This window comes from Pirellulales bacterium (assembly GCA_036267355.1).
Classification (GTDB): Bacteria; Planctomycetota; Planctomycetia; order Pirellulales; family DATAWG01; genus DATAWG01.
This window is the reverse complement of record DATAWG010000130.1, coordinates 1-26027: the sequence shown is the minus strand read 5'-3', so window position 1 is coordinate 26027 and position 26027 is coordinate 1. Positions and strand designations below refer to the sequence as shown.

Below are 26027 nucleotides of genomic sequence, written 5' to 3'. Positions count from 1 at the left end.
CTCCAATAGTTCGACGGTTTAGCTGGCGGCAGAGACGTGTGCTTGGTCAATGTATACCCACAAGTGCTTTAGCGCGGCCAGTGCGTGAACCTCGGGAAACTGCTGAGGATTTGCGACTGCCTGTAATACTTGCGAACGCTGATTTGCTGCTTGAATCCGGTCAACCGCCGGGGATTCGAACGTGCCGGTGGCTGTGTTCTGAAGGCCGAGCGCAGCGAAGAAAGGCGCCACGTGGTTGTTCCGCAGTTGGGAACCGGCGTCGCGAAAATACGAAATCCGCACGATTACCCGCCACATCGACTGCCGCTTCGCAACGATGCTGCGCAAATTCGCGGACGCTACGAAATAATTATCCGTCCAGTGGGTCCAACGTCGCGCATCGGCAACTTTTTCCATCGTCCCATGCCAAGCAATATCGCGTCGATTTGAACTGGGGTGACATTTCTCAGGGTTTTGCTATTCTAATGCGCCGCTGGTCGTGCGTTTGTCGTGTCTTGAATTGGCAGATTGGAGTTGCGTCATGGCCGTTTCCAATGAATCGATGCTAACGTGGTGCCGCGCCCTTCTCGGGGCCGATTCTTCCGCTCCGCGAAAATCGCTCGAGCAATATCTCGCCGAAGTGCCGCGGCTCGAAACGCTCGGCAACTTACCCAGCGGGACGGCCGTGTTGGTCCGCGGCGACCTCGATGCAAAGCCGGGGGCGGAAATCGGACAAGGCGACCAGCGGCTCCGATCGATGGTCGATACTCTGCGCTTCGGAATTGATCACGGTTGGAGGCAAGTGATCTTCGGCCATATCGGCCGCAAACCGGAGGGCTCGTTGAAAGCCGTTGCCGCTCGAATTGGGCGGTTGCTCGATATGAAGGCGCCGCTGGTTTCCGATTGGCTCGACGACGAAGCGCTGGTGATCCGTGCTCCGGCGGCCGCGGCGGTGGCCGATTGCCCGCCGGGCGGGGTTGTCGTGTTCGACAATACACGTCGCTATAAGGTCGAACGTGTGCTTTGGGACGCGGCGCCCGACGATCTGCCGGCGCTCGTGCCTCATCTGGCCAAATTTGCGAACGAGTTTGCGACCAAGATCGCACGCGCTTATGTCAACGAAGCGCTTTCGGCCGGGAGTTTGGACAGTTCTTCGACCGTTGTTCCAGCGGCGATGGATCGGGTTGCGTTGGGACGCTATGTCGGATCAGAATTCGATGGCCCGATGCGCCGCTGCCTGAAAACGCAATTGGTCGTGTTCAGCGGCTTGAAAATCGATAAGCTCGACGATCTGCAAGCGATGATCGATCGCGGAACGATTCGTTGGGTGCTTGCGGCCGGTTCGCTCGCAATGGCATTGAAGAAAGCCGCCGCTCAGCTCGACGGCGCCACCTTTGGCCTCGGCTTGGCGGAGGAGGAAACGCAAAACGACAAGCCTTTTTACATCGGTCCGGAACGAATCGAGCAGGCCCGGCGAATGATTTCGGCCGGGCGAGAAAAGGGAATCCAATTCGTGCTGCCGGTCGATTTCGTGCTCGGCGACGGCCGGGTGTCGAAAACGATCGGCCCGGGCGAGCAGCAATTCGATGTCGGCCCGGAAACGAGCGCACTGTTCGAGCGGAAAATCGGCGAATTCCTCGAATCGGTGCGGCCGCAATTGGGCGGGGCGTCGGCGCCGGTCGCTTTTCACAACGGTGTGTTCGGGATGTTCGAAGACCCTCGATTCGAAAACGGGACTCGGCAATTCATCAATCAATTGAAGCGGATGAAAGACGCCGGTGTCGACGTGTACGTCGGTGGTGGCGAGGGGGGCACCGCGCTCGAAAAATATGGCAAGCCCGACTGGGTGACTCATTGCTTCACCGCCGGCGGCACGGTGCTCAACGCGCTCGGCAGCGCGCCGGTTCCGTATCTGCAATCGCTGTCGATGGCGGCGGCTCGCCCGAATTAAATTCTCTTTTTCTCGCCTCGATTGCGCTGCAAACGGAGCGCTGTTCGGAGAGAAAGGTCGGCCGACTTTAGCCGACCGGCAACCCTCGCCAATGGTAGCAGGCACACTCCGTGTGCCGTCTGCGCTCCGCGGCGGGTTGCGCATGGAGCGGGGCAGACGGCACACGGAGTGTGCCTGCTACGTTCGTTGATCGGTCTGCCCCGACCACGATCGCGGAGAAGCCTGACATCTCTGAGTTGAGGAATGTTCTTTATGTACCGGATAGTCACAGCCTACAGCCGGTCTCTCCGACCTGGGCAAGGTAGGACGCCGCTGGTTCTCTCGGTTTCTTCGTCAAAAGCGGAACAACCACCGGCGATTTGACCTCGCGGATGGGGGTGAATGGCGAATCTAGCTAAGGCGAGCGGTTCAGCGAACCGATACCACCTCATAGAAATGCCACCACCTTGCGAGCCTGGATCGCCACGACGGCCCTCATTGGGCATGCCGCGGTCGGGCGGCAGCGAGGGGCCGTACGGCGGGTGGCCCGTCCGGGATGTTTTGTATCCGTTTTTCTCAAGGAGAGTCGTCATGAGCCGTCGTCTCAGTATTGTTGTGCTGGCCCTGGTGGCCGCCTTGGCGCTGGTGTCCCGCGTCCAAGCTGACTGCGGATGTAGCGCCGAACCGTCGTGCAGTTGCGAACCGGCTTGCGGTGAGTGCTGCCATCACCACCACCACTGCTGCCGTGAGCGCTGCCATCGTTGCTGCGAGAAACTGTGCTGCTGCATGAAGTCGTGCTGCGAATCGAGCTGCGGTTGTGCTGCGGCCCCGAGCTGCGGTTGCGCTGCCGCCCCGAGCTGCGCCGCTGCCCCGGCCGAAGCGACCTGCTGCGCTGCCCCGGCTGAAGCGACCTGCTGCGCTGCCCCGGCCGCCCCGAGCTGCGGTTGCGGTTGCGAATCGGCCTGCGGCTGCTGCCACCACCACCACCACCACTGCTGCCACCACCGCTGCTGCCACGAGCGCTGCTGCCATGAAAGCTGCTGCCACCACGCTTGCCGTGAATGGCTGCACGCCTGCTGCCAGCACACCTGCTGCGCCCCGAGCTGCGGTTGCGCTGCGGCCCCGAGCTGCGGTTGCGCTGCCGCTCCGAGCTGCGGTTGCGGCGGCTAAGCGGTCCGGATGAGAAGAGCGGTCGATGAAACGGCCGACCTCTTCAAGCGAAGAATCGACGACGGCCTGCCCGGGTGAAACCAGGCAGGCCGTCTTTATTTTTTGGGCGATCGGCTTTCGATCGGCGACCGTTTGCGCGTTGAACAGCACGCTGAAGCGTGAACTCCAACCGTTGGAGTTCACGCTTCAGCGTGCTGCATCAAGGAAAGGCGGACAAGGCGGACAGCAGCTGAAACGGGAAATTGGCAACCCGAATTTGTTTCGACTATAATGCGTTTCGCCCGAACTCCGATCGGTCGTCCCGCCTTCCCCCAGTCCCACCTTGCAGCGATCTCGTCGCCGGAGAACTTCCCCATGCCCTCACGCATCGATCGTCGTTCGTTTCTGAAAACCGCTTCGCTTGGCGCCGGCGCCGTTTCGGCTGGAGTCCTTGGCGCGCCTGGGTTTCTGCATGCCGAAAACCGCAAGGAAAAAATCAATTGCGTGCTCGTCGGCTGCGGCGGACGCGGGCGTTCGCATCTCGATGCCGTCAAGAATGAAAACCTCATCGCAATCGTCGACGTCGATGAATCGCATTTCGGCGGCTACTTGTCCGACCGGGCAAAGCACGACCCGAACGCCGAAAAGATTCAAACGTTCACCGACTATCGGGCAATGTTCGACAAGATGCACAAACAGATCGATGCCGTGTTTGTCGCCACCCCGAACCATCAGCATGCCCTGCCGACGATGATCGCCATGCAGTTGGGCAAGGGCGTGTATTGCGAAAAGCCGCTGTGCCACGACGTGGCCGAGGCTCGCCGGCTGCGGGCCATGGCCGAGCAATACAAGGTGGCCACGCAGATGGGCAATCAAGGGCATTGCTCCGAGGGATACCGCCGGTTGTGCGAATACGTTTGGGCCGGCACGATCGGCGAAATTCGCGAGACGCACAGTTGGTGCGATCGCTCGAACGGCGGCGTGGGTCCGCGTCCGCCGTCCCGGCCGGCCCCGAAGGGAATGCACTGGGACAATTGGATCGGCCCGGCGCCGTATCGCGATTTCCACGCCGACCTGCATCCTCACGAATGGCACGGTTGGTATGACTTCGGCAACGGTTCGCTGGGCAACATGGCCTGCCACGTGCTCGACGGCGTCTTTTGGGCGCTGAAGCTCGAGCATCCGACAGGGTTCGAAATGGAATCGGTCGCCGGCGGCAGCGATGAGCGGTATCCGACCGGCAACCGGTTGCGTTGGGACTTTCCGGCGCGCGGCGATTTGCCGCCCGTCAAGGTTTATTGGTACGACGGCTACACGGACGCTCCAAACAAGAAAAAGGGGCACGGCCCGCACTACCTTCCGCCGCTATTGAGCGAGCTGAAGAAAAAATATCCCGACGAAAAATTCGACAGCAACGGCACACTGTACGTCGGTGAAAAGGGGATTCTCTACACCGGCACCTACGGCGGCGGCATGACGCTCGTGCCGCACAAGTTGATGGATGAAATTCCGGCCCCGCCAAAATCGCTGCCGCGGCCAAAGGGTTCGTTCGCCGATTTCATCCGCGCCGTGAAAGAAGGCAAAATCGACACGGCGACAAGCTTCGACTACGCCACCCGTCTCACCGAGTTTATCTTGTTGGGCAACCTGGCCCAGCACGCGGGCGTGGGCAACAAAGTCGAATGGAACGGGCCGGAAATGAAAATCACCAATCTGCCCGATCTGAACCGCTGGACGAAGCGCGAATATCGCAAAGGCTGGAACGTCTGATACGGAGCAGGCACACTCCGTGTGCCGCCTGCGATAACGTAGCAGGCACACTCCGTGTGCCGTCTGCCCCGCCGTGCGGCAGCCATCTATTCTGAGCGTCATCGCCAAACCCGCAAACCGCGCCGACGCCGTTTCGCGCGTTGTGCGGCGCCGGAAATCGACCAATTCGCGAAACGAGTCGCCTTAGCTCGCTGTGCTTGACTCCGACTCTCGCCGTTCCTTCAATGGAGGGCGGCCGCCCGTGGCTTTTCCCCACATCCGCTCGTTGCCCCGGTGAAACTGATGACCCGCTGCAATTTGTGCCGCGCTACTGGCTCCATCCTCGCGTGGCTTGCGCTCGTCACGGTTGCCCATGCAGCCGGCGATTTCGTCATTCTCGGCGACGGCAATGCATTTTGGACCAACAACACCGGCGCACACATCTCGAAGCAGCTCATAAAGCTGCAGAAAGCCAACACGTTTCACTCCGTTTCCTTCACGCCCAATGGCGATTGGGTCGTGCTGACGGAAGGCAACGGCTATTACACCAGCAACCTCGGCTTGCCCGGCTGCAAGAAACTTGCCGAGTTGCAAAAGGCCAAGAATACGACGTTCAAATGCGTCGCCTTCGCGCCGAGCGGCGGTTGGACGGTGCTGTGGAATCAGAATGGCAATTGGACGATCGGCAAAATTCCGGACGACGCCTTCAAAAAAATCGTCGAGGTCTCCCAAGGCGGCGGCACATTGCGATCGGTTTCCTTCGGCCCAAATGGGGCCTGGGTCGTGCTGTTCGGCAAGACCGGTGTTTGGTATGGCAGCGTGCCCTCCGATCTGGCCAAGGTGCTCGACAATGCGGTCAAGAAGAATCTCGCGGTGCGTTGCGTCTCGTTCACAACGCTCGGCACCTGGATCTGCCTGACCAATAACGGTTGGTGGACCAACGACCTGGATCATCCGGCTTGCAAGATGATCCAATCGCTCGAGCAGCAGCACAAGCAATTGCGTTGGGTCGCGGTCGCGCCGGAAATCGGCCCGCACGATTTCAGCAAATGGAGCGACTATCTCCACAAGCAATGCGACGGCAAGCTGGCGGGAGGCTACGCGTTCGAGGTGTTGCAGCACGGCGAGGTCGTGGCCAAGGGGGCCGAGGGTTGGGCTCGCGCCCCGTGGCAGCCCGATCATCCGTCGGTGAAATGGACGCTCGACAAGCCGATGGGCGTCGCCAGCGTTTCCAAAACGATCACCGCCGTCGCGCTATTGAAACTCTGGGAAGTGACCGGCCAAAAATTCTCGCTCGATGATCCATTTTGGCCCCACATCAAGGCCGTATGCCCCGCGGCCAGCAGCGACGTGAAAAAAGTGACCATTCGCCAGTTGCTCCAACATCGAAGCGGATTCAAGAAAATGTCGGATTTCAATACCCCGGCCGATCTCGAAAAGCTGCTCACCGAGCCCCTCGCCCACCCGCCCGGCACACACTACGCCTACGACAACAACAATTTCTACATCGCCCGGTTGATCATCGAGCAGATCGGCCACGTGCAATACATGCCGTTTGTGAAGGCACACGTGCTCAAGCCGATGGGCATCACCCAGATGGAAACCCACTTCCAGGCCGACGCTCCCACGTGCGGCTACAAGCAGCTTGGCAGCACGCGCCCCGGATTTCCGTTCGATTGGAATTGCGACGCGACGGCCGGAGCGGCCGGCTGGTATGCGTCGGTGTCTGATCTCGGCCGATTTCTCACCGGCCTGCGCGACCACAAAGTGCTCAGCCGCAGCACGACCGACATGATGTACCACGATCTGCTGGGTTGGGACACTTCCGAGCCCGGCTGGGAAAAAAACGGCGGCTGGTTTTGGGACGAAGGATCCGGGCCCGGTTCGCGGGCCGGCTCATTCCGCAGCTCGATCTTCCACTTTCCCGACGACGTCGATGCCGCGATGCTCATCAATTGCGACCCGCCGAAAGACCCCGAAGCATTGCTCGGCGAAGCCTGGCAAATCAGCATGCAGAAATGAACCGTCGAACTCGCACGATTCCGCCCCCGGTAAAATGGTTGAGGGCGATCAAGTCAGGAGAATCCGCCATGCGAGAACGCGTCAAAGTTTTTACGTTTGTCAGTGGTCAGGGCGAGACGGTCGTCGGCTCGTCGCAAGAAGAGCACATCAACGAATGGCTAGCCTCGATCGACGGCAAGGTGCTGCACGTGTCGCAATCGGAAAGCGAACGCTCCGGCGTCGGCCATCACGTTACGATCTGCATCTGGTATTGTTCGGAAGAAGACTGACGACAAGTTGACCGGTTGCTGAATGCATTCCGAGGCGTAGCCATTGCGTGCTATTCCTTCGTTTGCGGCTTGAATTCGAATAGGCCCCACAGTTGCGGCGTTAGTTCGGCTTCGCTGGGAATGTCGGACATGATGCCGGTGGCCTTGTTGCTCCAATAGGCGCGTTGGATGGTTTGAAAATCGGCGCCGCGCAAGATTCCGATATCGCCGCGGAGGATTTCGCCCGGCCGCGGCTTGAGGCCGAGCGTGGCCAGCGGAATTGAGAACCCGAAGACGCCGCGCTCCGCGTGAGCCTTGTAGTCTTTCTCAACCACCGACGCGAACCGGACCTGGTCGCTGACATCTTCGACCCGATCGAATCGGATCGTGCGCAGCGGCGAACTGAACGCCACGGGCTCAGCCTTGCCGCCCACTGCCGCTCGCGCTGGTCCGAACGCCACGGGCTGATACAGCACGGCGACGGTTTTATCGCGAACCTGCGTGACCAGCAGCCGCTCGTCGCCGGCCACGGCACGATTGCGATGCGGATCGGCCGCGGGGTTGGCGCCGATCATGAGATCGAGGGCCCCGCCCGTTTTGAAGAGATTTTGCAATAGCTCGCCCGAGTTGCTGAGCAATTTCGGATCGTCGACTCGATACATGGCATAGAGCCGATCTCCGGCGACGCAAAGCGCGGCGGTAACGTCGTGCGGCTTCGAATTGCTGTTGAAAAACGCAGCCACCCCGGCCTTATCGATGTCGACCCACGAAGCCCAGCCCCAGTTATCACCCTGGAATGCCGCATCGATCGCCGGCGCCTTCGATCGCATCGTCACGACGAGCCGATCGGCGCCGCGGGATTGTTGCCGCCGGAGCTCGGCTTGGAGTCGAAAATCGGTCGCTTCGCGCAACTGGTCGGCCGAGACATTCAACTCGCTGTCGGCGAGCCGGCGGATGCTGTCGAGGCCATCGACGCGGATCAGGCTCGTGCGCCCGCCGTCGACGAGATACACCTTGCCGTCGCTCGTCTGCGTGATCGACGGCCAGAAATTCTCGTCGTGCAATGTGAGGTCGTTCAGCAACATTTCGCGCCGGGCGATCGGCATTGCCCAAGGGCGGCCCAAGCGAGCATCGTGAAATAGCGTCGCGACAAACAATCCGTCGGCCGTGAAAAGATAAACGTTGCCCATGTTTCCGTTGAGCGCCCAGATTGGACCGGCGTCGCTCTTTTTCGGAGTGACGAACGGCCCGAGCAATCGCGTGGTGCCGATCAATTCGCCGGGCCGATCGGGGGGCGGCGATTCGTGCGACGCATGCAGGCCCGGCCAAAGATCCGGATACGACCATTTTGGCGTTCCGCGGAACACGCCGCCGACGGATTGGGGCGCAAACGGTTTCGGCGCCACGGTGAGGATTGTCCAACCCTCGGCGTTTGCTAGAGCTTGGTCGCCGCCCGAGCTCGTCGGCGCTTGCGCTCCCGTGGCGAGTGTTTCGCCATGTGCCATATCGTAGATCGGCACACCGGCGCCGCTGAACCGAACCGGCGCAAATCGCATCGCGCGGTCGTCGACTCGCGATGCGATGATCGACAGATCCGGCATTACGACAATGCCGCCCAGCGCGGCGCGTGTGAATTCAACTTCTTCTGGCTGAACCACTCCGTCGCCATTCCGATCCGACCACGCGAACCCCGCTTGGTTTCTCCACCGATCGCCGTTCAGATCGACGCCGGCCGGCCAGCGCGATCGGAATGCATCGCTCTTAAGCAGATTCCAGTCGTTGGCCCGGCCAAATGCCGCGACCGGCACTGCCACATCGCCACGTTGCTGCCAGATTGCGACGACTCCCGCGCCATTGGTCGGATTGCTATCGTAGGAATCGGAAAAGTATTTTCGCCCGCCGACGTAGATCGGCGATTCCGGCGCCCCGCCGGGAAAGCCGGCCCCGAACTGCGGATCGTTCGGATCGGGACGGAAAAGCACATCGACCAATTGCGAGCTGCCGCGCTGCCAATCGAGCTTGAATTCCATGCCGTGGAAATAGAATCGGCTTTTGTCCTGCGGATCGAGCTTGCCGCCGCCGCCATATTCGCTCGGGCCATAAAACGCGGTCACCAGTTTGCCATCGAGCGTCCACACGCTGACCCGCTTCGGTTGAAAATCGGTCTCCGCCACCCACAGCCGCCGGCGACTGTCGATCGCCAGTCCATTGGGATTGTTCATATGGCTGGAATCATACGGCCCGGCTTTCGGTTGCCCGGGCGTGCCGATCGAACGGAGCGGCTTGCCGTCGGCGGTGAAGACTTTCACTTGGTGGCTGGCGCCGCGATCGCTGATGTAGATATTGCCGCGATCGTCGAGGGCGAGCTGCTGCGGATCATCCAGGCCCGCCGCGACGACAGCTTCCGGCTTGCCGAGCGTCAGGTCTCCGTTCGTGTCGAGCAACCGATATCGCTGCAGCGATTTTCCGACCAAGGCGAGGAGTTGCCCATCGGCGGTGAAGGCCACTCCGCGCGGATCGTCGCAGGCCGCGCGTCCGCGAATCGCTCCGCTTTGCGCATCGACGAACAAAAATTCCTTCTGCTTCGGAAGACTGCAAACGATGAGTCCGTCGAAGGCGGCCAGGCCACGCACTTCGGAAGCAGATTTCCCTCCCGGAAGATCGTATTTCACGACTGCCCGGTCGCCCTTTGCGGTCAACGCGGTGATGCGAAGTTCGCCTTCCCAGGCGGATGCCGCATAGCCAAACGCGGCGGAGGGCGCATGCGGGCCGGCATCGCGCGCCAGCAGCGGCGCTCCGGTCCAATTCCCGCCGACCCACGTTTCGCCCCCGCGCTTGTGGCCGGAGAGATCGACCCAGGCCAAGCCGTCGGTTCCTTCGCTCACGTAGCTACCCAAAAACATGAGCGGCTCGCCGCCGGGAGCTTTGTCCCCCGGCACGAACAGTACACTGCTGGGAGGCGAATGGTTGGCCAGCCATGCGCCGCGATGATCGGCCGTCGCCCAGGCCGGATCGCCGGCCGTGTAGATCGAGAATTCGAACCGCAGATCGATCGCTTTGCGCGCGAGCCCGCGCAACCGGTATTTGCCGGGCGCGACGAGTTGCGCCGGGATTCGATAAATCCCATGCCGCGGAGCATCGAGATCGCGGAGCAGGTCGTTCGTCCCATCCCACCAGACGACATGATCGCCCGCCGGATATTCCGTTTCTGACACAAGGTTGCGCACGCGCCGGCCATCCAGATCGTCGATCACCAGCGTCACGCAACTTGCTTCGTCGAGATGGAACCGAATGGGAATCGGCGGGTGCAGCGCGTCGGCCAAGGGGCTCGGCGGCGCGACTGCGGATTGCAACGCGGCGTTGCCGAGCGGCGAGAGCGCCATGAATTCGCCGAGCCAAATGCGCCGGCCAGCATGCGTATTGCCTCGCATGTGCGGATGGGATTTCGTCTCGTCGATCGCACGGGTAATCCGCAGCCGAAGGGCGCGGGTCGTGATCGGTTGGCTGAATCCGAGCCAGTTCACGCCCAACGGCAACGGATACGCGTTTTCGATCTTGTCGGATCGTGCCACGGTTTGCCAGTCGGCCTCCGTGGCCTCGCGAGGATGCCGGTCGGCCGGACCGACGTATGTTTGAACGTCGGCCGCGCTAAAACCGGCCCATAGCAGATTGACTCCCAGCAAGCGCTCGTCGTGGGGCCATGTGATCAGCACCGATTCGGGATGCTCTTGAGAGACAACCGAGGCCGTGCCGCTCGCGCCGTTGTCCCAAGCGCTCCAAGTGCCGTTGTTGCTTTCGTCGTTTAACCGCGAGGCGGCTTCGTTGCGGGAGCCAGTCGTGATCGTCGCACGCGGGGCGACGTTGATCATCCGTTGGCCGAGCACGAAAGCGCCGCCGAGCCAGCCGTGATAGGTTGTTTCGGTCGGTGCGGCAACGTGGGTGAAGCGAATCGCGCGGGCCACGGTTTTCGGCGGCAAAACCCACACGGCAAACTCTTCTCGCTCGACTTCATCTCGCGAAACTTGGCCCCCCTTGAGCCGCTCGGCCGGCAGCCATTGGCTTTCGTCGGCCAGACTGCCGGGATAGGCGACCGTCGGCCGCAAGACGCTCAGCTTGCCGCCGCCGCGCACCAAGACGGCGCCGATTTCGAGCGGTTTTTTGAAGCCGATCCGCAAATGGCGAACTCCCGGCTGCTTCGATTCGCCGTAGTCGGCGCCGTCCCATTCCGGGCGACTCGATTGCGTCCATACACAATGCCGCGGCCCATCCTTGAGCGAAATCGACGTTTCCGATCCATCGACCCACACGGCAAACGCCGCCGGATCGAGATTGTCGGCGGCGAGCGGTGTCGTAAATTCGCTCGCGAAATTGCCGGCGGCCGAATTGCCGACGCCGCCGTCGGCGCCGCGCGCGGCAACCGCCCGCCCGCCAGCCGCGACAAGGATGCAGGCGAGCGATACGCCGAATGTCTTCAAAGGAGTTCGCTGCATTTTTTCAATTCGTGTGTCAGGCAGTTAGGTGGGAGCCAAGGTTTTGACGCCTGCTTGGCATTCAGTTTACACTACGCATGCCTCGCTGGGCTCCGCTCGCATGTTCCGAAAATCGAACACCGCATGCCAAGCATCATGGACGAACCCGTCAATCCCTACGCCGCGCCGGCATCGCTTGCCCCGGCAGTCGTCGTGCCGGCATGGCATGCCGCGCCGGACGAATCGTTGCGCCAACTTGCCACGGGGTTGGGCGTCGTGCGGATCGCAACGTTCGTGATGCTGGTCGAGACCGTGGCACTGTTTGCTCTCGGCTGGTTTCCTGTTCTCGGCCGAATGGGCCGGGATACGTCGCATCTGGTGCATGTCTGCATCCCATACATCTTACTCGTCGCACAAGGCCTGGGGCTCATCGGGGTGCTGCATTGTCTTTCCGCGCCGGCAGCAACGCGGCCACGCGGATGGGTTGGGGCGACCGCTCTGGCGGCCATGTTGAACATCATCCTTTCCGTCGGCGCCCTGGTCCATGTCGGCGCGACTGGGGCCTGGTACACGCGCGATCTGTTCGGAATCTTCGGGCCCATGACATTCCTCATGTTCCTGCTCGCTCTGGCTCGATTCCTTGGTCGCAAGCACCTGGCTCAACTGGCATTCCTGCAGCTCGTTCTCAGCGGCTTGCTCGTCGCAGTGCTGCTGGCATACATGGCGATCGCAGGCGTCTTCACTTCGCACGGAATAGAACACCTCCCCGTGCCGGCTCCGCTCGAAATGATGTTCTACCGGTCGGTCGCCTCGCTGATGTATGTTTTGCCGATCGTGTTGGACCTGCTGTTGCTGATCTTATTGGCCAACCTGAGATCCGCGATTCTAGCGGGGCAACCGCTTTCGCAGCCGCAATCCGAGCATACAACTGTCAATCATTGAAAGGCATTCTGACATGATCGCAACCTTCCGAGTCTTTGTTCGTACGTTGCTCCTTGTCGCGGCCGTGCAATTCGCCTTTGCCGCTTCCGCTTGGGCGCAAACCGGCCAAACGGCTTCATCGCCCGACACCAAATTGCTCGAGCCGCAGCCGATCCTCAAGGGAGACAAGGTCGTCGCGCTCTTTCCGCCCGGGCATCCCGCGCTCAAGACGCTTAACGGCTACGATCAGCCCGAGAAGTTCAACTATTCCAAAGGCGCGGATTCGCATGTGCTCAATATCACGAACATCCACAATCCGTCGATCGAGTTGCAACTTCCGCCGGCAGGCAAGGCCAATGGAACGGCGATCATCGTAGCGGCCGGCGGCGGCAACACGACGCTTTGGGTCGGCCCCGAGGGAGCCGAGGTCGGCAAATGGCTGAACGGGCTGGGCGTCGCTGCGTTCAACCTCCGCTACCGGCTCAAGCCCTACGATTCGGCCGTCGACGCGCTGGCCGACACGCAGCGCGCGGTGCGCATGGTCCGGGCCCATGCCAAGCAGTGGGGTGTCGATCCGAAGAAAATCGGCGTGATGGGTTTTTCGGCCGGCGGCGAGCAGGCCGCCCGAATCGCGCTCAACTTCGACAAGGGCAAACCCGATGCAGCCGATCCGGTCGACCGCGAAAGCTGCCGGCCGGATTTCGTCGTGTTGGTGTATGCGGGCTGGCGGCAACTCGATTTGAGCCATGTGCCGCACGACGCTCCGCCCGCATTCTGCGTGTGCGCCGGCGTTGGCGACGCATTTCACGCCAAGGAAACCATCGACTTTTTCAATGCCTACTTCGACGCCAAGATTCCCGCCGAATTGCACATCTACGCCCGCGGCGGGCACGGCGGCGGCATCAGTTCTCGCGGTGGCAGCCCGTTCGGCGCTTGGCCAAGCCGCTTCGTGGAATGGACGGCCGACATCGGCATGCTTCCAAAGGCGGAACAAGCCGGCGAACACAAATAGCGGGCGTATCCCTGGATCGGCGTCCGAGCTTTTGCGTTCCCAAGCGAAAATATCGGCGTGAGAATAGCGTGGCCGGCGGCAGGGATGCAAACTTCCCGCCGGCGATTTTTCAGGACTGTATCGTGCGGACGACTGGTGAAATCTTCGATCCGTGGGGTTTTCTCTGCCGCATAATCGACACGATCGGTCTCGCTTATTTCATTCTCAGCCGAGATTGAACGTGCGGAAGCGTACCCGGCAAATGGCCGTGACCTAGAATTGCTGCGTCGAACGTAGCCGAATGCCCGGCGAGGCGTGAATCCTCGGTGCGGAACGGGCAGGGGGCAGCGCGGCATTTTTCGCTTCATTCGCCATCCATCTCGCCGGAAGCGGGGTTGCGCCTTGATATGGTGCATCCCCTGCACGAAAGTACTGAAATGCCTTCCGAACTTAAAACGCCGTCGTCCGTCGCCCCCCTGCCGCCAGGTGCGAAGCAAGCGTCCGCCGGCGCGACGGTGCTGATGATCGACGACGAGAAACTGAACAGCTTTGTCGTCGCCGTGTATCTGAAAGCCGCGGGCTACCGTGAATTGGTCCACACGACCGATCCGATGAACGCGATTTCGCTGGCGACCAAGCTTCGCCCCGACATAATCCTGCTCGACATTGAAATGCCGCGGCTAAGCGGTATCGAATTGCTGCGCCGCATCCGCGCCGATGAATCGCTTGCCGACACTGTCGTCGTGATCCTTTCTGCCACCGACGACGAGCAAATCAAGTCACAAGCCATCGCTTTGCAAGTGTCAGGATTTTTGCGGAAACCAATTCGAAAAAACGAATTGCTTGCGGCGCTAGAATCCGCCTCGGCGGCCGCTCGCGCGCCTGCTTGCCAAGGCCACTAAATCCCGTCGTCGCCACGCCGCGCACGACGGCCGTTTTGACCGCCAATTGGCGTCGGTTGGCGAGGCATGGCCGGCACCGCACCCGCTGCTTGCGAAGCCCAGGGAAGGCCAGGAGAACGTTGTCCAATGGACGACGCGTTGCGGGCCTTCCCTGGGCTTGAGGCGCGAACTCGCGCTGGGCTTGCGGCGCGAACTCGCGCTCGCAAACCTTCTTAGTGTCCGCTTTCCTTGAAGTGGTAGGCCGGATTGTGGATGTCGAAATCGGCGTCCGTGAGGCCGACGTTCACCTTCATGTTGATGTAGGTGTATTCTTCGTCGAGCACCGGCGCGCCCCCGGGAACCTTCGGCCAGCTATAGGCCTCGTAGCGAATTGGCACATTGAGTTGGTCGTCGACATACACAACCGCTTTGTGGAACAGGAAATTCCGCCGCGGGATCGGGTGCGTCACCTCGATGATCGTGCAAACCCGATCATTCACTTTCGCGCCCTTGCGGAATTGCACGTCGCACTCGCCGTATTTCTTGTCGTGCTCGGCCACTTCGATCAAGCGATGCGTGAGATTGGCCACGCCAATCTGCGTGATCGGATAGCGGTTGCCTTCCATCGCGATGGCGCTGGTCGGGTTGAACGAGAAGGTGCCCAATCGAGCCCGCAGCCCTTTTCCCTCGTGGGCCTGCAGTTCGTTTTTGTTGGCCCCTTCGACGTAGATCACTTCGCGGCCGGCGACATCGTCGGGCTTGAGAAAATTGAGGTAAACGCTGAACGGATGGTTGCGGATCTTGAGGGCCATATACACGTGTTCGCCCAGCTTGCCGTCGATCCGTTCACGCTTGACCAGCAGGCAAGTGTAGTCGGGAATGTTCTTGTTGATATTGTCCATTCCGGAATAGGCGATCCGCAGCGCGGGCACGAGCGGATGCTCGGCCGGCGTGGCGGGGCCCCCGGAATATTGGCCGGTGGGAAGCGATGCCACAGAGCCCACGGGGCCCTGATCGTTTGGCCCGACATTGGCGTCGCTAGCATAGCTGGGAGTGCCGGGCCCCGGCTGCGAAGATTGGCCGCGCGACAGCGACAGGCCCACAGTGCAAGCGGCGGCAGCAATGCCAACCGTGAGAAATCGGTGCAATCGGCCAAAGCCGGTCCAACGCATGGGTCATCCTCCGTGATTGAATTTGACGACGTTGCACGGGGCATTTTCCCCCATGCTGCACGGCTCGCTCCTGCAGCCGTGCGGCGGCTTTCCGCAATCGTTCCGGCCGAGAGGCTGTCGGGGCCAATACTCCTTTTTATCGCCGCCGCTGTCGGAAATAATGATGGTGCCTCGGCCGGGACGCGATTGTTTACCCAACCCGCCCGGCCGAGTCCAGACCAAACCGCAACATCGGACGATCCTGTTTCACCGTCGCAGCTGCAAGCGTCGCGTGGCAGGGGATCGCGGAGAACCTATTTTGCCCTATTGTCAATATGCGCCGATCGTTTCACGGCCTTACCAGGAAATCAGCTATATCGCTTGGCTCGAGGGGCGCAGCGATTGCCTCGTGGTCGATCCTGGCCTGGAGCCTAACCTGATTCTCGAATATCTGGACGACCAGCGGCTCGCGCCGGTGGCCATATTGATTACGCACGGCCATTGCGACCACATCGCCGGCAATGGGGCGCTGAAGCATCGCTGGCCCGATTGCCCGATCGTCGTCGGCGCGAACGAGGCGGAAAAGCTGACGGATGCGAAACTGAATTTGTCGGCGGCATTTGGTTTTCCGATCACCAGTCCGCCGGCCGACGTGTTGGTTCGCGAGGGCGATGAGTATTCCGCCGCCGGTTTCGATTTGTTGGTGCGCGAGATACCCGGCCATTCGACGGGCCACGTCGTGTATGTGTGGAAGGCGGGCACGCCGCCGGTCGTGTTCGGCGGCGATGTGCTGTTTGCGGGAAGCGTCGGCCGAACCGACATCCTCGTCGGCGGCGATTTCGGCACGCTCGCCGCCGGCATTCGCGAGAAGCTCTATTCGCTTCCCGAGGAGACGCTGGTTTTGCCGGGCCACGGTCCGGCAACGACGATCGGCACGGAGCAGCGCAGCAATCCGTTCGTGTCATCGTCGCGGCAGCCCGGAATCTGACGGCACTGGCAGCCGGTTGAAGTAGTTCGACACGAGCATATCTTCGTGTGGCACTGGCCAGCCCAGTCGGCCAGTGTCGGCCGGCAAGTTGACGTTCCGGTTCGGAGGCGTCTGACGCGAGAACACGCGCCAAACGGCAACGTCAGGAGAGCATCGCCGAGTCCAACGGCGCTCGCACTGGCCGACTACGCTGGCCAGTGGCACACGGCCCACCCTTCGACAATCGTTGACTGATGTGGCACTTGTTCGTTGGTGTGGCGCTGGCGGGTTGGGGCAGAGCCAGTGGCACAAGAGCAACCACCCGTAGGCAATAGTTCAACGGGCTGGGAGTGCGGCGCCATGCGCGACGATCCGCGCGGCGCTGTGAACCAAAGTTTTTTCTTGAATGCGCCGCGAACTGCTTGCATTGCGAACTCGCGACCCTATAATCGTTTGCGTTATGTTGAGCGTGATGGATCGAATGTCCAACGAAGAAGGGATTCGGCATGAGCCGCGCCGCGAGTTCGGCGGTTGTCTCTCAAGAAAAGTCTCGAGCGGCCCGAGAAGCCGCCCCCAGCAAGCGTTTCGAAAGTTCGAAACGCGGTCCGATAGCGGACCCGATTAACAAACGATTGCCGGCTGCCGAGCATTCTCGCTCGAGCCGGCAAGGCATCGCCCCGTCGAGCCAGATTGGCCCCACGAGCGGCATTCTCCCCACGAGCGGCAATGGCTCCACGAATGGCGCCGCCGATGCCGCCGAACCATCGGCCAAATCGGCCTTCTCGCCGCCGAGGCTAACTGCGGCCACCTCGAGCGCTCGCCGAATTTCTGCCGCGCCGCCTTCCGAGCGAAGGTTCGCCGCGATCGGGCCGCCGATGTCGATCGCGGCGCGCCACGCCGCGATGGGGCCAGTCGTCTGCGGGCGGGCCGGCGATCACCCCGATGTTTACCAGTTGCTGCTGGCCGTCTTCCAAGGGCCCTCGCGCGAGGAGTTCTACGCCAGCCAAGACGAACCGAGCTACGATCCCGGCAACCGTCTGCTGATACGGCACAACGGACGCCTCGTCGCGCATTTGCAATTGATTCGCCGCACGATGGGCTTCGGTCCGCTGCGCCTGCCGGTCGATCGCCTGGCGTGGCTGGCAACGTTGCCGGAGTTCCGCTCGCAGGGCGTTGCCAGAGCTTTGCTCAATGTTGCTGCTACAGGCGCCGCCGCGAACGGCGCCGCCTCGCGCAATGCTGGAGATTGCGGCGATGGCGCATTCGGCGCCGATGCGGGAGAACCGATCGCCCGCGAAAAAGCAGGACCGCCGTGGGGCCTGCTTCGCACGCGCATTCCCCGGTTTTTCCACCGCTGGGGTTGGGCCGTTTGCGGTCGGCACAGCCGCTCGCGCGCTCGCGCCCGCAATATTCTCGCCCGCTATTGGGCCGATCCGGCGCTGCGGACAACGCCGCTCAATATCCGCTTGTGGCGGCATGTCGAATTGTCGGCCCTGATGCGAATCTACGCCCGGAACACGATCGCGGCGTTCGGTCCGCCCCTGCGCAGCGAAGCATATTGGCGATGGCTGATCAGCCGCAAGGCGTTCGACCACATCGTCGTGGCGATCGCGGGCCCCGACAAACTCGAGCTCGACGAAGCCAGTGCGCCGATCGTCGGCTATGCGGTGGTGCGGCAAAAGCGCATTGTCGAATTGCTGACCGATCCGGCCTATCCGCACGCGGGTCCGCAACTTTTGGCCCGTGCTTGTTCCGACGCGATCGAACGCGATCAGCAAGAGATCGAGTTGGAAGCGCCGCCCAGCGACCCGTTGCATCGATTTGTCGCCGCCGCCGATGGTCAGTTCTTTCATCGCGAAATGGAAGAGCAAGAGGTTTTTATGGTGCGGCGGCCCGCGGTGGCGGCGCTCGTGCGTTGCGTGGCTCCGCTCTGGGAATCGCGGTTGCGCGAAAGCGGGATGTCGCGCGCTTGCGAACTCGGGCTGTTGGTGGGGCAGGAAAAGCACTTGTTAACGGTCGCTCGCCGCGGCACGCGTTCGATTCCCGGCCGGCTGTCGCGAAACTACATCGCCTGCAGCTCCACCGAATTCACCCGCTTGGTGATGGGGCACTCCAACCCGACCGAGGCGGCCGACGGCGGCCGGCTGACCGCTTCCACGCAAGTCGCGCTCGAGCTGGCGGGGATTCTCTTCCCACGCATCGAAACCTGGCACCCCGCCTGGGACGATCTAGCCTGCTGATAACGCAGATTATACCGCCCGCGCGGCCCGTTTCGAAATCGGCGCCCCGTTGGAGTTCACGCTGGAGCGTTTTGGCCCCGCACGCTAAAGCGCGAACTCCAACATTGCTACCGGCGACCCCTGCGCAGCGCCGCGCGCTTTGCTTGACACCCCAATTTGCCCTATCTAGTATGAATTCATCGCCGCAAGTCAGACTCCTCACAAGAATTCCGCCATGCGCGGCTTTGAACGCGCATCGGCAGTCGGCGATATATTTGCGGCTGCTTGCGTTTCGCTGCTCGCCTTCGATCACACATCCAATTCGCGGCGGCCACCACAGGGCTGATCTTCCATGGAAATGCTGATACCGGGGCTTTGCGGATTGGTCGTGATTTTGGGCCTCGTGGCCGTTTTCATGAGCCGCATCAACTGGTCGATCCCGCAGATGATCCTGGTCGGGTTCATCTTGCTCGCTTCGCTCGTGTTCTTCTACTTCTCCGCCCGAACGTTCGTGCTGGCGAAGAATTGGAACGAGGAGTTGAAGAGCTACGTCGCCGCCATCGACCAGGTCGAAAACGGCAAGACACAAGGCAATCAGATCATCGAAAAGGGGATCGAGCAGCTGAAGCAGGATCGCGACCGCGCTCAACATCAGGTCGAGGTGGCTTTAGCCGGCCGCGGCCGAGTGTGGCACGAGGCCAGCGTGGTTCGGGCAAACGCCGATACGGGCGAAATCAGCGCCACGGTCGACGATCCGACGCCGCATGGCATCGACGTGAAAACGACCCTATTCGTCTTCGAGCAAGACCCCAAGGCGAACGGCGGCAAGTATCTCGGCGAATTCACCGTCACCGCGGCCAAAGAAGGCGACAAGCTGATCAAGATGGCTCCGTCGTTGGCCCTCTCCCAGGGCGAACTGACGCAAATCTCCCGGGCCCGCGGCCATCTGGACTTGTACGAGATCATGCCGGCCGACAGCCATGCGCTGTTTGCGCAGCTCGACAATCGCGACGACGTGGTGAAGGCGTCGTTTCCCGCCGATGTCCAGTCCGACTACATCCGGGATTTCACGGCCGCCAACGAGAACGATCCGCCCGACCGGGTTTACCGCTGGGTGAAGTTCACGAAGGAATGGTCGTCGGACAAAGTGCCGGCCGATAAGAGTGCCGTTGCTCCGCCGGCGGCGCCCGCCGCGCAGCCTGGACCGCCCGCTGCCGCGCCCGCCCCTGGTGCTCCCGCGGCCGCCGCCGGCGGCCATGTGTTCAAGCCGGGCGATGTGGCGCTTTTTGATCCGCAAACGGCTGCCGAACTCGTCGACACGAAGATGGTCGCCGTCTACGACACCGATCGCAAAGACAAGGGCAAGGTGTTCGTCCGCGAACTGCAAGACTTTGCCCAAATGTTTCGCGAGTCCGTCCGCCAGCGGAGCGAGTTGCTCGCCGAAATCGCCGACATCGCCGCGCAAGCCAATCGGCTGGATGCGGCTCAGACGGAAGTGCTCGCCGACGTCGAGGCGATCACCAAGGAGCGCGAAGGGTTGAAGAAAGACTTGGCCAAATTTCAAGCCGAACGTGATGCCGCCACCGCCTACGTTGCGGCGCTCGGCAAGCGCAACGAAGAACTTCGGGCCGATCTTTCGAAAACGTTCCGCGACAACATCCGCATGGCGGCCCAGCTCGACGAAATGAATCACCGCTTGCTGGAAGAAATCAACCGTCGTAACCCACCCGTTCAAGCCCAAGCCAGCCTCGGCCCGGCCCGCTAACCTGCGGCCGTCTATCTCGTAGCAGCCGAGCGCCGCGCTTGCGGTTTCGCGCGTTTGCATTTCGCCGCCGCCTCACGGCGCCGGCACGTCTCTTTGCCGCTCGCCCTCGCTAACGCTTCGCGCCTAGTGTGCGATTCCGATACAAGCCCGAAGCGTCAGCGAGGAAGCCGCCTGTCAGACGCCGAACCGCCGATCGGCATTCTTCGCAGCGCCGTTCATCGCCGATTGAATTGCATCGAGTTCATCGGCATTTCCCCTTGCATCCATCGCGCCGGCCGATCGTACCAAGCGCGCGTCAGCAGGATCCATCCGATCGCGGCCAGTAGCACAAGGGCGGTCCACCCCCATCGCAGCCCTTGCTTTTTTCCTCGGTGCGGCCGATTTCGCCGTGAGTCGATCATCAGCCACACGAAGGTTGCCGTCAGGCCCACGAGCACGGCCCCTTGCCAGCCGAAAAAAGTCCCCACGCAGGCCAGCGTCGCTGCATCGGGCCGGCCGACTTCCGTCAGCCGCTGCTGTAGCGCCGGTAGATTCTTGCTCGACGGGGTGGCCACCAGTCCAAAAATCCATCCGGCCAAAAGACCCGTCAACCCGCCGGCTCCCGACGCCGCGAAACCCGACCACCGCGCAGCCACGTTCCAAGTGAGCGGCAACACATGGCCAAACTCGGGCTGCACCGCCGGCCAACCAATCGCGACCGCCAGCCCGACAACCGCGCCGAGAAACACCATCCGCCGCGGTACCGCATGGCCATCGCGCTCGATCAACGCCGCGCCCAAAAGCGTCGCCAGCAGCCAAAGGTGGTAACAATAGCGGGCGACGATGTCGGCTCCGCTGGCGTGCGGCATGAATGCGGGCAACCCGGCAGCCTTCGCCGCGGCCGGCCAAACCTCGACCGCCGCCAGGCCGACGAACAACAATCCGCCGGCAAGTTCCACCAGCGGATAGCGAGCCGAAATCTTTGTTCCACAATCGTAGCACCGCCCGCGAAGCACGAGCCAACTGAGGATCGGGATATTGTGATACCAGCGGATCGGATGGCCGCAAGCCGGGCAACTCGATCCCGGCCGCACGAGACTTTTCCCGGCCGGCAGCCGATACACGACGACATTCAAAAAACTCCCCACCGCCGCCCCGAACGCAAACAGCCACACCCCGAGCAGCCAACCCAATCGCAAGATCCAGTGGATGATTTCGTCCATCGTCGTATGATTTTATGTGCTGCCGGCGTGTGCCACCGGCAAGCGCAGTCTGCCGGTTCTTGTTCGTGGTCGAAACGTTCGAATGGCGGTGGCACGCGTTTCAAGTGGCCGACGGCATACGGAGTATGCCTACTACGTAGCAGGCACACTCCGTGTGCCGTCCGCCGTCCAACGGGTGCGTCACGACGCGGAGCGCTGGCGGCATACGGAGTATGCCTACTACTTACTTTATCAAATGACCCCATGCAGCGGGCCGCCGCTGGCCGCGAGCTGATCCACGCGGCGGCTCACGGCCGGGTCCTCCACCAGCGGCGGCGCATGATGCGGCTTCGTTCGCGCGTCGATCACCAGCGATCCCCGGCAACCCCAATGCTTCTGCTGCGTGAATTCACCGATGCCATAAACATCCGCCGCTGGATTGCTGCGCGTGAACGTCACCCACAGAAAATTCGCCAGCGACGCGGCGGTGAATTCGCTATCGTCGACGATCACCACCAGCGGGAAGCGATTGATCGCGTCGTCGGGCGTAAATGCGGTGCAAAATCGTTGGAGCGCCAACCGCGTGTCGCCCGTCTCGACGGAAAATTTCGGCCCTTCCATCGCCAGCACTCCCGGCAAGCAGAGCCGCGGGTTGCGGAATCCCGAGGCACTTGAAACCGCACCGCCGCGCGAGCCATCTCCGCGCCCCCCATCTTTGCTCGCCGACACGCGCAAATCGGCCGGCAGCTCGGTCGGAAGCGTGCGCACGGCCGGCCCCGCCGCCGCGATCACCAGCTTCGAGCCTTCGTTCAGCGCCGTGCCGGAATAGTCGAGCGTGTCGATGGTCGTGCAGGTTTGAAAATGCAAATCGCGGCGCCAATCGACCCGGGCCAGCGCGTGGCACAAGAATTTGCCGACATCGCGAATATCCAACTGCGGATCGTCGCCGCCCGACACGATCCACAAGTATTTGGCGAGCGACATCTGCCCTTGCCCCAAAATCGCGTTGGCTTGCGTGAGCAATTCTTGCGGCCGGCGGCGCTCGTCGTACGGCGTGTAGCGTTCGCTGCCGATGGCCAATAGGAGCGGATGCACACCGGCCGCATCGACCGCCTGCACGGCCCGAACGCCCGGCAATAGCGTCGGCACGATCGAGCCGGTCAGTTCGTGGATGAATTGGCCGAACACCGTGTCTTCCTGCGGCGGCCGGCCGACGACCGTGAACGGCCAAATCGCATCCGGCCGATGATAAACCCGTTCGACCCGCAGCACGGGAAAATCGTGCTCGAGGCTGTAGTAGCCCAAATGATCGCCAAATGGTCCCTCAGGCAAACGGCGATTCGGCTCGACGGTGCCGGTGATGCAGAAATCGGCCTGCGCATAGATCGGCAGCCCGCCGGGCCGGCGGATCATCGGCACGCGCCGCCCGCCGAGCGCCCCGGCAAAGCCGAGCTCCGACAATCCTTCCGGCAGCGGCATCACGGCCGCCACGGTCATCGCCGGCGCCCCGCCGACGAAGATATTCGCGCGCAGCGGCTCGCCGCGTCGAATCGCCGCGGCATGGTGTATGCCGATGCCGCGATGGATTTGATAGTGCAGCCCGACTTCGGCATTCGGCTGATATTGCCCGCCGGAAAGCTGCACACGATACACGCCCAGATTCGACCGCGGAAAGCCGGGCCGATCAGGATCTTCGGTGTAAACCAGCGGCCAGGTGATAAACGCTCCGCCGTCGCAAGGCCAAGAGCGCAACTGCGGCAATTCGCCGATTGTGGTCGTGCCGGAAAGCACCGGCCCGCGCCGCACTGAGCGCGGCAACATCCGCCGCGCGGTCCACATCGTCGCCAATGCCGAGAAGGGCCGGCGCATTGCCGCGGCGGGATCGATTTTCATTTCGATCAGCCGCTGCACCGAATCGAGCGTATCGCGAAACAGGTAGCGCATCCGTTCGATCGTGCCGAACAGATTGCCGACCATCGGAAACCGGCAGCCTTTGACGCGGGCGAAATAAATCGCCGGCCCCCCGGCCCGATATACGCGCCGCTGAATCTCGGCCGCTTCGAGCTCGGCGTCGATTTCTTGCTCGATGCGCACGAGCCGCCCCGTCGCCGCAAGATCGTCGATGCACTGGCGCAGCGTGCGGTAGGACATGCTGAAGGGGCGAGGGGCGAGGGGCGAGGAAGGAAGAGGGTTAGGGGCTAGGGTTAGGTGTTAGGGGAGCCACTGCTGGCTTGACCGAGCCGAGCATTCTTCGCGGTCGGGTTTAATTAACTCGGCGTTCAATCTCTCGAAATCATAGCGGCTCCCGCTACAATGTGGCAGTCGGCTCGTAGTTCCCGTCGTTTGACCCTGTCGTTTCTCGCCCCTTGCCCCTCGCCCCTGTTCTCACCCCTCACCCCCACCCATGCCCTCTCCCATTACCACTCCGCTTGCCACAACCGCCGCCGATGCAATTGTCGTCGGCATCTTTTCCGATTCGCCGCTCGCCGGCCCAGCCGCCGAGGCCGATCGTGCCATCGGTGGATTGCTTTCCAAGCTCATCGAGCGGAAGGAGATCACCGGCAAGCGATTCGAGTTGACGACGCTGTTGGCCCCCTCCGGCATCGCCGCACGGCAATTGCTCGTGGTCGGCACCGGTGATCGCGCGAAATTCGACGCCGGCACGGCCCATCGTGTCGCCGCCGCCGCCGCCCGGCATCTCGCCGGCAAAGCTCGCGCGCGGGTCGCATTCTTTTTCGGAGACGGCGGCGCCGATTGTTCGCAGCCCGCCGCCATGGCGATCACCGAAGCCGCCGTGGCCGGGGCGATCGTCGGCAGCCAAGGGCAAGATCTATACAAGGCCGAGAAGAAACGCACGCCGCCGGGCGAATTGCTTTGGTCGGGCGGCGATGAAGAGGCCGTTCGCCGCGGGCAGATTTTGGGCGAAAGCGTGAACCTCACGCGCCGGCTCGTGAACGAACCGCCGCACGATATGTATCCCGAATCGTTCGCCGCCGAAGCCGAAAAGGTGGCAAAAGAGTCCGGCCTCGCGATCGAAGTCTGGGACCAGCCGCGATTGGAGCGCGAGCGATGCGGCTCGCTGCTGGCGGTCGCCCGCGGTTCATATCGCCCGCCGCGATTGGTGATTCTGCGCTACAACGGCGCGGCGAAAGACGCGCCGCTGTTGGCGTGGGTCGGGAAGGGTGTGACGTTCGATTCCGGCGGCCTGTCGCTGAAAACGCCCGACGGCATGCTCACCATGAAGTGCGACATGGCCGGCGCGGCCACGGTGCTCGGCGCGATGCGAGCCGTGGCCAAGTTGAAATTGCCCGTAAACATCGTCGGCCTGATGGGCCTGGTCGAAAACATGACCGGCTCAGCCGCTTATAAGCTGGGCGACGTGCTCACCGCCCGCAACGGCCGCACGATCGAAGTACACAACACCGACGCCGAGGGCCGGCTCGTGCTGGCCGACGTGCTGTGTGTGACGGTCGAAACCGGCGCGGCGAAGATCATCGATCTGGCGACGCTCACCGGCGCGTGCGTCGTGGCCCTGGGCACGGATGTGGCCGGCCTGATGACGAACGATCAGCCTTGGTGCGACGCGATTCTGGCCGCGGCCCGCACGGCAGGCGAACCGGCCTGGCAATTGCCGATGTTTCCGGAGTTCGACGAGCAGATCAAGGGCGAGGTGGCCGACATCAAAAACGTCGGCGAAGGCCGCTGGGGCGGCGCGATCACGGCCGCGAAATTCCTGGAACAATTCGTCGAAAAAAAGTCCTGGACGCACATGGACATCGCCGGCCCGGCCTACAACGACAAACCGAAACCCTGGACCGACGGCGGCGGCAGCGGCGCAATGCTAAGAACACTGGTGGAAGTGGCGCGGGACTGGACGGGCTGAACTACGCGGCTTCGGCCTTCAGCGATCGCGATGCCGCTCGATCGATCCATCGCCGGTATTCGACCAATCGGCAACGTAGCAGGCACACTCCGTGTGCCGTTAACAACGTAGCAGGCACACTCCGTGTGCCGTCTGCCCCGCCCTGTGCGCAGAGCACCGAGAAGCGCCGACGGCACACGGAGTGTGCCTGCTACGTTGGCAGCCGTATTGCTTTTCGCCGTGGAATGCTGAATGATCCATGACAGGCATCCGATTCGCCGTGTGATTTGAAAGCCTCGGCCGGCGACGAATCTGTATTGCAGTCGGCACACTCCGTGTGCGTTGACAACGTAGCAGGCACACTCCGTGTGCCGTCTGCCCCGCCCAGTGCGCAGAGCACCGAGAAGCGCAGACGGCACACGGAGTGTGCCTGCTACGTTGCCGCGAACCCTCTGGCCCTGTGCGCAGAGCACCAAGAAGCGCCGACGGCACACGGAGTGTGCCTGCTACATAGGAAATTGAGTGGCTGGGGCGTCGGCGGAG

Annotated in this window: 18 protein-coding genes; 12 read left to right on the top strand and 6 right to left on the bottom strand. The window is 62.3% G+C overall.

Annotation, left to right across the window (positions count from 1 at the left end; all coding sequences use genetic code 11):
• Positions 1-18 precede the first annotated feature (18 nt).
• On the bottom strand, positions 19-396 hold the full coding sequence (locus VHX65_20325; GenBank protein HEX4000903.1) for a hypothetical protein: 378 nt from the start codon (positions 394-396) through the stop codon (positions 19-21).
• Between the two features lie 124 nt (positions 397-520).
• On the opposite strand from VHX65_20325, the gene pgk reads away from it, so the two are divergent.
• Positions 521-1930 (top strand): phosphoglycerate kinase, encoded by a 1410-nt coding sequence (pgk, locus tag VHX65_20320; protein HEX4000902.1) that lies wholly within the window; start codon positions 521-523, stop codon positions 1928-1930.
• Between the two features lie 704 nt (positions 1931-2634).
• Here pgk and VHX65_20315 read toward each other — a convergent pair.
• Positions 2635-2997, bottom strand: coding sequence for a hypothetical protein (locus VHX65_20315; protein ID HEX4000901.1), 363 nt, complete (start codon positions 2995-2997; stop codon positions 2635-2637).
• 107 nt (positions 2998-3104) lie between these two features.
• Between VHX65_20315 and VHX65_20310 the strand changes: the two genes are divergently transcribed.
• The 4 genes from VHX65_20310 to VHX65_20295 all read left to right on the top strand — a co-directional run bounded on the left by VHX65_20310 (position 3105) and on the right by VHX65_20295 (position 7098).
• A complete protein-coding gene (locus VHX65_20310; GenBank protein ID HEX4000900.1) occupies positions 3105-3350 on the top strand; it encodes a hypothetical protein in 246 nt (81 codons plus the stop codon).
• Between the two features lie 83 nt (positions 3351-3433).
• Positions 3434-4828, top strand: a complete 1395-nt coding sequence (locus VHX65_20305; GenBank protein HEX4000899.1) for a Gfo/Idh/MocA family oxidoreductase — start codon at positions 3434-3436, stop codon at positions 4826-4828.
• Between the two features lie 282 nt (positions 4829-5110).
• On the top strand, positions 5111-6829 hold the full coding sequence (locus VHX65_20300) for a serine hydrolase domain-containing protein (protein HEX4000898.1): 1719 nt from the start codon (positions 5111-5113) through the stop codon (positions 6827-6829).
• Between the two features lie 68 nt (positions 6830-6897).
• Complete coding sequence (locus VHX65_20295) at positions 6898-7098, top strand: hypothetical protein (GenBank protein ID HEX4000897.1); 201 nt, start codon at positions 6898-6900, stop codon at positions 7096-7098.
• 50 nt (positions 7099-7148) lie between these two features.
• Here the strand turns inward: VHX65_20295 and VHX65_20290 are convergent, their stop codons facing one another.
• A complete protein-coding gene (locus VHX65_20290; GenBank protein ID HEX4000896.1) occupies positions 7149-11567 on the bottom strand; it encodes a hypothetical protein in 4419 nt (1472 codons plus the stop codon).
• Positions 11568-11702: 135 nt separating this feature from the next.
• Here VHX65_20290 and VHX65_20285 point away from each other — a divergent pair, with 135 nt between their 5' ends.
• The 3 genes from VHX65_20285 (at position 11703) to VHX65_20275 (ending at position 14360) form a co-directional block, all read left to right on the top strand.
• Positions 11703-12488: a hypothetical protein gene (locus VHX65_20285; GenBank protein HEX4000895.1), complete on the top strand. Its 786-nt coding sequence runs from the start codon at positions 11703-11705 to the stop codon at positions 12486-12488.
• A gap of 13 nt (positions 12489-12501) precedes the next feature.
• Positions 12502-13479 carry an alpha/beta hydrolase gene (locus VHX65_20280; GenBank protein HEX4000894.1) on the top strand — a complete coding sequence of 326 codons (978 nt, stop codon included), beginning with the start codon at positions 12502-12504 and terminating at the stop codon, positions 13477-13479.
• A 416-nt stretch (positions 13480-13895) separates the two neighbouring features.
• Positions 13896-14360 (top strand): response regulator, encoded by a 465-nt coding sequence (locus VHX65_20275; GenBank protein HEX4000893.1) that lies wholly within the window; start codon positions 13896-13898, stop codon positions 14358-14360.
• 212 nt (positions 14361-14572) lie between these two features.
• On the opposite strand, the gene VHX65_20270 is transcribed toward VHX65_20275, so the two are convergent.
• Positions 14573-15511 (bottom strand): DUF1571 domain-containing protein, encoded by a 939-nt coding sequence (locus tag VHX65_20270; GenBank protein ID HEX4000892.1) that lies wholly within the window; start codon positions 15509-15511, stop codon positions 14573-14575.
• A 298-nt stretch (positions 15512-15809) separates the two neighbouring features.
• Between VHX65_20270 and VHX65_20265 the strand changes: the two genes are divergently transcribed.
• The 3 genes from VHX65_20265 (at position 15810) to VHX65_20255 (ending at position 20441) form a co-directional block, all read left to right on the top strand.
• Entirely contained in the window at positions 15810-16478 is a 669-nt protein-coding gene (locus VHX65_20265; protein HEX4000891.1) for an MBL fold metallo-hydrolase, read from the top strand.
• Positions 16479-17089: 611 nt separating this feature from the next.
• The gene (locus VHX65_20260; GenBank protein HEX4000890.1) at positions 17090-18697 is read left to right on the top strand and encodes a GNAT family N-acetyltransferase; all 1608 of its coding nucleotides are present in this window, start codon (positions 17090-17092) and stop codon (positions 18695-18697) included.
• Positions 18698-19028: 331 nt separating this feature from the next.
• A complete protein-coding gene (locus VHX65_20255) occupies positions 19029-20441 on the top strand; it encodes a hypothetical protein (GenBank protein HEX4000889.1) in 1413 nt (470 codons plus the stop codon).
• Positions 20442-20656: 215 nt separating this feature from the next.
• Here the strand turns inward: VHX65_20255 and VHX65_20250 are convergent, their stop codons facing one another.
• Positions 20657-21643 carry a prepilin peptidase gene (locus VHX65_20250; GenBank protein ID HEX4000888.1) on the bottom strand — a complete coding sequence of 329 codons (987 nt, stop codon included), beginning with the start codon at positions 21641-21643 and terminating at the stop codon, positions 20657-20659.
• A 231-nt stretch (positions 21644-21874) separates the two neighbouring features.
• The gene (locus VHX65_20245; protein HEX4000887.1) at positions 21875-23773 is read right to left on the bottom strand and encodes a UbiD family decarboxylase; all 1899 of its coding nucleotides are present in this window, start codon (positions 23771-23773) and stop codon (positions 21875-21877) included.
• Between the two features lie 253 nt (positions 23774-24026).
• Between VHX65_20245 and VHX65_20240 the strand changes: the two genes are divergently transcribed.
• On the top strand, positions 24027-25505 hold the full coding sequence (locus VHX65_20240) for a leucyl aminopeptidase (protein ID HEX4000886.1): 1479 nt from the start codon (positions 24027-24029) through the stop codon (positions 25503-25505).
• Positions 25506-26027: the final 522 nt, after the last annotated feature.

Bases quoted from the DNA above. Each gene is read 5' to 3' on its own strand.
- VHX65_20305 (HEX4000899.1), top strand. From the start codon at position 3,434: ATGCCCTCACGCATCGATCGTCGTTCGTTTCTGAAAACCGCTTCGCTT.
- VHX65_20295 (HEX4000897.1), top strand. From the start codon at position 6,898: ATGCGAGAACGCGTCAAAGTTTTTACGTTTGTCAGTGGTCAGGGCGAG.
- VHX65_20240 (HEX4000886.1), top strand. From the start codon at position 24,027: ATGCCCTCTCCCATTACCACTCCGCTTGCCACAACCGCCGCCGATGCA.
- VHX65_20250 (HEX4000888.1), bottom strand. From the start codon at position 21,643: ATGGACGAAATCATCCACTGGATCTTGCGATTGGGTTGGCTGCTCGGG.
- VHX65_20325 (HEX4000903.1), bottom strand. From the start codon at position 396: ATGGAAAAAGTTGCCGATGCGCGACGTTGGACCCACTGGACGGATAAT.
- VHX65_20290 (HEX4000896.1), bottom strand. From the start codon at position 11,567: ATGCAGCGAACTCCTTTGAAGACATTCGGCGTATCGCTCGCCTGCATC.
- VHX65_20285 (HEX4000895.1), top strand. From the start codon at position 11,703: ATGGACGAACCCGTCAATCCCTACGCCGCGCCGGCATCGCTTGCCCCG.
- VHX65_20255 (HEX4000889.1), top strand. From the start codon at position 19,029: ATGGAAATGCTGATACCGGGGCTTTGCGGATTGGTCGTGATTTTGGGC.
- VHX65_20280 (HEX4000894.1), top strand. From the start codon at position 12,502: ATGATCGCAACCTTCCGAGTCTTTGTTCGTACGTTGCTCCTTGTCGCG.
- VHX65_20245 (HEX4000887.1), bottom strand. From the start codon at position 23,773: ATGTCCTACCGCACGCTGCGCCAGTGCATCGACGATCTTGCGGCGACG.
- VHX65_20270 (HEX4000892.1), bottom strand. From the start codon at position 15,511: ATGCGTTGGACCGGCTTTGGCCGATTGCACCGATTTCTCACGGTTGGC.
- VHX65_20300 (HEX4000898.1), top strand. From the start codon at position 5,111: ATGACCCGCTGCAATTTGTGCCGCGCTACTGGCTCCATCCTCGCGTGG.
- VHX65_20310 (HEX4000900.1), top strand. From the start codon at position 3,105: ATGAAACGGCCGACCTCTTCAAGCGAAGAATCGACGACGGCCTGCCCG.
- VHX65_20275 (HEX4000893.1), top strand. From the start codon at position 13,896: ATGCCTTCCGAACTTAAAACGCCGTCGTCCGTCGCCCCCCTGCCGCCA.
- pgk (HEX4000902.1), top strand. From the start codon at position 521: ATGGCCGTTTCCAATGAATCGATGCTAACGTGGTGCCGCGCCCTTCTC.